Consider the following 7,769-nt stretch of genomic DNA (forward strand, 5'->3'; position numbering starts at 1 on the left):
CCAGCCCAACGGCACGCCGGAACGGATGACGGATGTCGAAGGGCAGGTGCGCTGGGAAGGCGTTAACAGCGCCTGGGGCAAGCTGCTGCGGGAAAGCGAGACGCAGCTATCAGGATATTCCCAGAACCTGCGGATGCAGGGGCAATACCTGGACCGTGAGACAGGGCTGCACTACAATCTGTTCCGGTATTACGACCCGGACTGCGGACGGTTTACGCAGCAGGACCCGATAGGGCTGGCGGGGGGGATAAACCTTTACCAGTATGCGCCGAATGCGCTGGGGTGGGTGGATCCGTGGGGGTTAAGCCGATGCAATACAGGGAAAAAACCAGGGCCGCAACTTCCTGGAGGAATTGCAGAAACATTTGATAAAAGCGTTTATAAAAACAGGCAGCTGAAAAGAGACGAGACTTTTTATAAATATCATGGTGTAAATAATAGAACAGGAAGAAAAATTTCTTGGCTGACAAATGAAAAATACAATTCCGAGGAGGTTTTGCGAGAAAAGCTAGCTATTCGCCATGATTGGGGTGTTAATATTACTAATGTATCAGAGTTTAGAGTTCCTAAAGGAACGTGGGTGAGTGAAGGTCCTGCTGCAGCTCAAGGGGCAGGATATCCTGGGATGGGATACCAGGCTGTGGTATCAAATCTTCCAAGAGCATGGGTGGTTAAAACTTTAAGGGTTCCCTGGTAATGAAATTGAATAACTTAAAAAATGCACTTGAAAAAATAATTTTTGAACTTAATGCCAATGGTAAACATGAATCGGTAAATTTTTTTCAAACTCGTTATGAACAGATAATGATTTTTGGAGACAAAATTCCATTTGAAATAATTGAAAGTCTGTCAACATGCAGAGCTATGGCTCAATACGCAAACTTTTCCCTCAGGGAAGAAAAACTTTTAGATGATGTTGTTAATTACGCACTTGATATTAAAAAAATGATGCCCTGATATTAAGCAAAGAGAAGGATTGATTTTTGCGAGGTTATAATTAAGCAGCGTCTGTTTTTGAAGTGCTCACTCAAACAACAGAAAACAGATAATTTTTAATAAAAGAACACTATTGGCTGGCTTAATATATTAAAATCAAAGCCCGGGTCACGCAACTGAACGGTATTCGCTGGCGCTATGACATCCACGGCCGTACCGTAGAGAAGGATAACGGCCAGATCCGGCACTACCGGTACGATGGCGAACACCGCCTGGGGCAAGCTGTTGCGGGAGAGCGAGACGCAGGGATCAGGATATTCTCAGAACCTGCGGATGCAGGGGCAATACCTGGACCGTGAGACAGGACTGCACGACAATCTGTTCCGGTATTACGACCCGGACTGCGGACGGTTTACGCAGCAGGACCCGATAGGGCTGGCGGGGGGGATAAACCTTTACCAGTATGCGCCGAATGCGCTGGGGTGGGTGGATCCGTGGGGGTTGAGCCGTAAATGTAAGGATCCATCTAAAGAAGCTACGAGATGGCAAGGTCAAGGTGATTACAAAGTATAGATGTCTACAAAAACAGGAAACTGAAAAAAGGCACGATTCTGTATGCATTATATCCAAACGGTGATACTCCTCCATCATATGCAGTGACTTATCCAACCGTTAGGCAAAATAAAGGAAATGCTATAGGCTACCATGAAGCACTTCAGGTTAAAATAGATCCTCATCGTACATTAAGAACGCAAGTTAGAGGTTATTATGTAAGTGAGGATATTGATGTAGCATATGGAAGAGCATTGGCTAATGAGATATATGGTCGAGGGGGGGGGCAATTCTTTATCCCTGAGGAATTTAGAAATCTTTTGATACCGGGGAAGGTCATTAGCATATGATTAATTTTAAAATTAACATGGTAAATAGTAAGGTTGAGTTAGACAATAAATGTCTTTTAATACAAAGGGAGGAGGAATTTCTAACTTCTGATCTTTACAAATATCTTGAATCAGAAAATAAAATGCAGAAATTAATTCCCCATCATTATACAGTTAATACCGTTCTTTGGTCGGGAAAGGAATTCGAGATTATAATACAACCATTATGCTTCAGTAATTTGCCATTTACGGTGCAATTAATTTATAAAGAGGGAGGGTATTATAAGGCAATAAATGATTGGAATAAGGTTTCTAACATTGATATGCTAAATAAAGAAGTCGAATTTTTATATCAATGGGTGTCGGGTGAATATGATCTTGGCAAACCAGATGAAAAAGAAAAACATAGTATAATGTGGCACTTGGAATGGGGTGATATAACTATTTGCTATGATATTAAATCATTTAATTGCGGTATTTATTTAACGTGGAATTAACTATTAAATAAGGTTGTCATATTGTGCTGATAACCCGCTTGAAGGTTCCGCTGATAAGGTCACGCACAACCGCCTGACGCAGCTGAACGGCATTCGCTGGCGTTATGACATCCACGGCCGCACCGTGGAGAAGGATAACGACCAGACCCGCTGGCACTACCGCTACGACGGCGAACACCGCCTGACGGAAGTCATCAGCCAGCCGCGGGATCGCAACAAACCGCAGACGCAGGTCAGCTTCCGCTACGATCCGCTCGGTCGCCGCATCAGCAAAACGCGCCGCCAGATGCTGGGCGGACAGCCAACCGGTAAGCCGGTTACCAACCGGTTTGTCTGGGAAGGGTTCCGGCTGCTGCAGGAAGTGCACGGGGATGTGCCGCTGACCTACGTTTACAGCGATCAGGACAGCTACGACCCGCTGGCGCGTATTGACGGCGTTGATGCCCCGGAGATTTTCTGGTTCCACTTCCAGCCGAACGGCACGCCGGAGCGAATTCTGCTCACCATGTTATACCCGTTGAGGTGTGGAAAGAGGAGCAATCATTCTTCAATAATATTGGCATCGGAAAAGACATGAACTCTGCGTTTAATGGTATTAATTTTCCAGGTAGCGCATCAGCGATGAAACAAGATGCAGGGAAAGGTATGGATATCTTCCATAGCAGTAATTATCATAACTATAGTGACATTCTCCGTCGGCGCATTGCTCGTGTTGAGTAACGATATATTTCTGGAAGATTAGATGCTAAAGGGGCGAGGATAGCTATAAGGCGGATCCAGATTGATATGAAGAATAAAATTTGGATGGGTCATGTTCCCACAAAAAAATCAGGGGAATGAATTAATGTCCTATTATGTGATCATGAATGACTTTGAATCATCACGCATGCCAAGAAATTTACAGGGCATGGTTGATGAAAGATTACAGGTTAATGAAAACTGGGAAATAGAAGGCTCTGCCTTTCCCTTCCCTTATCGAATAACAGACGATGCATGCCCAGACCATATTTATTTGTTGTGCAATAAAAATGTTGGGGCTTTGAAATTTGACTATTATAAAAAAGACTTTGGACACTTGATGGATAAGTCTTTATTTTCGATTTTTGAAAATTATAAGCACAATGTTTTTTTTGGCCGAGATATTACACCAGTTTCGATTGGGAATGGTCAAGTTCTTCGGGATGATTTTAAATATGCATATTTTCCAGGCGGCGATGTTATAGATAAGGATAAATCTATTCTCGAAGAGGATAAGTTCGGAGATACCATACCTTTTAAAATTGAATTCAAGGATGATGCGCTAGAAAATGATATACTTTCGTTGAACGACACATTGTTAGGTGGTTTTATCATTGTTAAACAAGAGGTCAAGGAAGTTATAGACAGTAAAGGATTCCGGGGGTTGAAACTTGTTCCACTGGAAAATGCTTTAGACGTTTTTTGTGAAGATTATTTCTACGAAATACACTCAAATCGTAAAAGAAAGGGCAATAAACTACCTTAATATTGAAGGGTGTCGTGCCATTATTGATTCTTTGTTTTTCTTTTTTAATGGCGCGAAGAAGTTCTTTGGATTATGAGTACATTTTTCAACTATGGATATGGTAATTTTAAGCGTAGCCAATAATGATAACTCTTAAAGAGGAATAATGCATATAAAAAATACTATCCAAGACTTTGTCAAGAAATTCAAAATGAATGATTTAAATATGGGAGAGATAGACTATGCAGACGATGAAAATGAAACTTCTTTTCCTGTAAATTTAAATGGTGAAATTCGATTTTTTTATAGCCATTTGATTTTAAAAGACCACCCAACATTTGATGGTGCATTCATTATACAGATTGTTGAGCCCCAAGAGCTTAATAAAATGTTATCAGGCTGGCGAGTTCAAAATGACACGACCTGGCGCGATGAATATATAATCTTTGCTGAACGAAATGGAGATGTTCTTTTTTGTGATACCCAAAATATCACATCTCCTGTTTATGGTAGTATTCAAAAAAGAAATTTCATTATTTCCAATTCGTTAGCCGACTTTTTGGATGCTTTTTGTTCTGCCATTGAGATCGAACAAAGTAAATATGATGGTGATGCTACAGATGATGATTTTAATTTCAGAGAGGACTTTCTGGAAGATATCGATTTAATGCTAAAAAGCAAGCTTAAGGATGTTGAGGCAGAAGGCTTTAAGCAATTCTTTTTTGGCTAGGTTAATAATAAAAACTAACACTTTTAGAACCCTCCTTACTTCTGACAACATTTTTCGCTTAAAACCACTTTTATATAGGCAAGGAGGTCTCTTTTCGATTGATAATGAATAAGCATATGAAAAACGGTTTCGATAAATTTGATGAAAAAGTTACATCTCTTGTAGAAAAAGGAAACGAGTTCCATTTAAATGGGCCTCACCTAGTGAAGCTGCTGATCAGATGTGGAAAATGACAACAAAAACAGATGGTAAGTCGATTATTTTCAAATTGGGTGATGGAATAAAAAAGTACTGGAGTAATATTGTTATGAATACTAAAGGAATAAATACTAGAGACGATTTTATTAAATTTCTTGAGAATTTATCTTCAAATGCCAGAAATAATCTAAGTGAGTGGGAGAGCAAAGACTTACCCTCATATTTTGAATCGATGGCATCTTGGGTTGAAGATATGGATGGATATTATTTAAATCAAAAATTACCTGTTCCAGAAAATGTTAACTGGACATTTATTGCAGATATTTTAATGGCTGCAAGAGTTTATGAATAATATTCAATAATAATTGGCCGGGAAGAGCATTAAATCTTCCCGGCGTTTTATTATTTAACGTGTTAAAAAGTATGATGGCGTCCGAATCGTTCCGATGACCCGATAGGTTTTAATGGCGGTATAAATACTTACGTTTACGCCACTAATCCGTTGAATTGGGTTGATCCATTAGGATTGAAAGCGAAGTGTGCACCGACTCGATAAAATGACCATAACCAGGCGGCATTTGGTAGGCAGTGGCAAGGAAGAGGGATTTATCAAGGCCGTTATTCTTGGTCAAACACAATGCTTAAAGAAGGCGATATTGTTTATGGTGGAGCACCTGGGCAGTCAGGATTTTATTTCGACAAAGCCACTTTAGAAGCTGCTAGTGGTAGTCGACAAAAATTATGGGAAAGTTTACAAGTTCTACCTCATGAAAAATATGGGTTTAGAAGTAAGATTCAGATGTATAGAGTCAAACGAGATGCTATTGCTGGTACGGGACAAGCTTTGTCACCAGATACTGAAATGTTAGGAAGCGGTGGCGGTACCCAATTCTTCCTTTCGAATCATAAAAAAGTTCTGGAACCTATTGGTCTTCCATTTGATATTGGGATGTGAAAATGAATTTTGACGCAGAAACTGGTGTTCTTAAATTTAATAAAAGGGTTCTATTAGGACCAAGAGTTACTAAGACAGAGTTGTTTAATAATACAAATGTAAGGTGGGAGGGGTGGCCTGAAAAAAAAGACAATAAAACAGTCTCATACAGAACTATCCTTAAAGGTGACCATGAGTTCGGAGATATATATCTAATAATTGACTTCTTGGTTCCCAATGATCCTAACTCAATAATTCGTAGTTGGCGCTTCGCCCCAGAAAAATTATTGATGGGAAAACAGAATAGACCCGAAGGGAAAGTCACCCGATGTTTAAGGGAATGGTTCAAAACTAAATCTACTATTGTTCTTCCTGTATCAAGGGAGTGGGGACATGTTGATGCTGCTTATGACCCTCATAACCTAACAGGAACAATTCTCTGCCACTATTGCTTAGACCCTCATGAATTGTAAGTGGAGAACTGGTAAAAGATATGATTCAATTGAAGTTACTTATATGACTATATCATAGTGTTTCCAATATAAATTGGACAGTTGCCATCCTAAACGAGAAAATAAAAAGGTATAAGCCATTTTGTTGACATAGATGTTACTGGCCTGGATGTAATTGAACCCCGGAAAAATACATTCTTTATCTTAAACACAAAAGATCTTGATGTCTCCGAAAGAATTGTTAAAAGTGCGAGGAGTTGTGGTTGATGTGAAAAAATACTATAAAGGTAACGTTGATTTTATTGCAGGTGAAGGAATTATTCTCAATGAATTCATAGGGGAGGTGGCCACACGACAAATAAATATTATAGATGGCGATTGTTATGCATCTTCCTCTTTGCTAGATAAAAACGAGAAAGTTGGTTTTCTGCTGTATGATGGTAAAAAAAGCGATCTGGACTTAAGTGATACTGAAGAAATTTCGAATGAGGAATTTGAAACTTTCTGGAAAACATCAACGAGTTCATTGCAAGAAAAAAAACAAATAAAGCTCTTGTCTGGAAATGCTGTGGAACCTTTGAAAAAATCCATAGTTATTGCTCACATTGTGAATAATAAAGGGAAATGGGGTAAAGGCTTTGTTCTGTCTCTTTCAAATAAATATCCTTCTGCAAAGGAATACTATCTCAATAGCTTCAATGGAAATAACACCCCAGAATTAGGTACGGTTGATTTTGTCTTGGTTGATGCTAAAGAACAGATATTTATTGCTAATATGTATGCACAAGATGGTATTAAGAAAAATGTCAATGACAAAAATCAATACGTATGTTATGCATCCCTGGAAGTTTGTCTTGAAAAGTTATCTGACTTTGCTTTAGTAAATCGCCTTTCAGTACAAATGCCAAGAATAGGCGCTGGCCTCGGTGGAGGTGATTGGGATGTTATAGAGTCATTGATACTTAAAAAGATTTGCTATAAGATGATCGATTGCAATGTAATAATTTTATAATATAAAATGATAATTTAATAATGCATTTTATTGAATTCGATTGTTGCTTAGAAAAGGATTTTTAATTAAAAGGACAGGCGCTTGAGTATGAAAATATCTATAACAAATACTATTGAAAAAGGAAACGAGTTACACGACAGCCAAAAATACGCCGAGGCTTTAGAACAATACCAAAAGGCCTGGCAAGCTCTTCCTGAACCAAAGTCCGAATCAGAATTTGCCAACTGGATCTCTGCATGCATGTACAGCGCATATTTTGATCTTGCGGATTACGTTGAGGCAAAGAAATGGGGAGAGACGGCTTTACGGACACGTGGATCGGATATAGACACTGCACCGTTAATCGACTTGGGTATGGTCTGTTACGAGTTGAATCAATTCAATGAAGCGTATAAATATTTTAACGATGCTTATAACTACGGCAAAGAGCGTGCTTTTCAGGATAGACCTAAAAAATATCTTGAGTTCTATCTGCGTAAGAAGGCGTAAGAACAGTAATTTATACCATTCAAAACAAATCAAACGTTAAACAAGAAGTTCATTACGTCGCCATCTTTAACGATGTAATCTTTATCGATGGGACAACTTTACCGGCAATGCCCAGCGCCCGTCGCCGCGCCGCTGGTCCCGGCGCCTGGAGTACGAT

The 7,769-nt window shown here is 39.5% G+C and carries 12 protein-coding genes and 2 pseudogenes; all 14 read left to right on the forward strand.

The window, feature by feature from the left end; all coding sequences use genetic code 11:
* Positions 1–697, forward strand: a 697-nt coding sequence (locus AC0TNG_RS00215) for an RHS repeat-associated core domain-containing protein (RefSeq protein ID WP_473712407.1), incomplete at its 5' end; no start/stop codon positions are given.
* Complete coding sequence (locus AC0TNG_RS00220) at positions 697–957, forward strand: hypothetical protein (protein ID WP_267214980.1); 261 nt, start codon at positions 697–699, stop codon at positions 955–957. The genes AC0TNG_RS00215 and AC0TNG_RS00220, both read left to right, overlap by 1 nt.
* Positions 958–1,100: 143 nt before the next feature.
* Positions 1,101–1,449 (forward strand): annotated as a pseudogene (locus tag AC0TNG_RS00225) (RHS repeat-associated core domain-containing protein); the annotation flags it as partial.
* A 385-nt stretch (positions 1,450–1,834) separates the two neighbouring features.
* Positions 1,835–2,314 carry a hypothetical protein gene (locus AC0TNG_RS00230; RefSeq protein ID WP_473712408.1) on the forward strand — a complete coding sequence of 160 codons (480 nt, stop codon included), beginning with the start codon at positions 1,835–1,837 and terminating at the stop codon, positions 2,312–2,314.
* A 25-nt stretch (positions 2,315–2,339) separates the two neighbouring features.
* A pseudogene (locus tag AC0TNG_RS00235) lies at positions 2,340–2,810 on the forward strand (type IV secretion protein Rhs); the annotation flags it as partial.
* A gap of 26 nt (positions 2,811–2,836) precedes the next feature.
* Positions 2,837–3,034, forward strand: coding sequence for a hypothetical protein (locus AC0TNG_RS00240; RefSeq protein ID WP_071994455.1), 198 nt, complete (start codon positions 2,837–2,839; stop codon positions 3,032–3,034).
* Between the two features lie 91 nt (positions 3,035–3,125).
* A complete protein-coding gene (locus AC0TNG_RS00245; protein WP_232473017.1) occupies positions 3,126–3,818 on the forward strand; it encodes an Imm43 family immunity protein in 693 nt (230 codons plus the stop codon).
* A 190-nt stretch (positions 3,819–4,008) separates the two neighbouring features.
* Entirely contained in the window at positions 4,009–4,527 is a 519-nt protein-coding gene (locus AC0TNG_RS00250; protein ID WP_267214978.1) for a hypothetical protein, read from the forward strand.
* 229 nt (positions 4,528–4,756) lie between these two features.
* Complete coding sequence (locus AC0TNG_RS00255) at positions 4,757–5,077, forward strand: DUF7660 family protein (protein ID WP_228117518.1); 321 nt, start codon at positions 4,757–4,759, stop codon at positions 5,075–5,077.
* Between the two features lie 102 nt (positions 5,078–5,179).
* On the forward strand, positions 5,180–5,281 hold the full coding sequence (locus AC0TNG_RS00260; RefSeq protein ID WP_080690917.1) for an RHS repeat-associated core domain-containing protein: 102 nt from the start codon (positions 5,180–5,182) through the stop codon (positions 5,279–5,281).
* Positions 5,282–5,362: 81 nt separating this feature from the next.
* Positions 5,363–5,680 carry a hypothetical protein gene (locus tag AC0TNG_RS00265; RefSeq protein ID WP_473712409.1) on the forward strand — a complete coding sequence of 106 codons (318 nt, stop codon included), beginning with the start codon at positions 5,363–5,365 and terminating at the stop codon, positions 5,678–5,680.
* Positions 5,681–5,682: 2 nt separating this feature from the next.
* Positions 5,683–6,132, forward strand: coding sequence for a hypothetical protein (locus tag AC0TNG_RS00270; protein ID WP_072050682.1), 450 nt, complete (start codon positions 5,683–5,685; stop codon positions 6,130–6,132).
* Positions 6,133–6,334: 202 nt separating this feature from the next.
* Positions 6,335–7,123: a macro domain-containing protein gene (locus AC0TNG_RS00275; RefSeq protein WP_048991413.1), complete on the forward strand. Its 789-nt coding sequence runs from the start codon at positions 6,335–6,337 to the stop codon at positions 7,121–7,123.
* An 87-nt stretch (positions 7,124–7,210) separates the two neighbouring features.
* Positions 7,211–7,612, forward strand: a complete 402-nt coding sequence (locus tag AC0TNG_RS00280) for a hypothetical protein (protein ID WP_024907040.1) — start codon at positions 7,211–7,213, stop codon at positions 7,610–7,612.
* Positions 7,613–7,769 lie beyond the last annotated feature (157 nt).

Source organism: Enterobacter sp. PL_is514 (genome assembly GCF_055816715.1).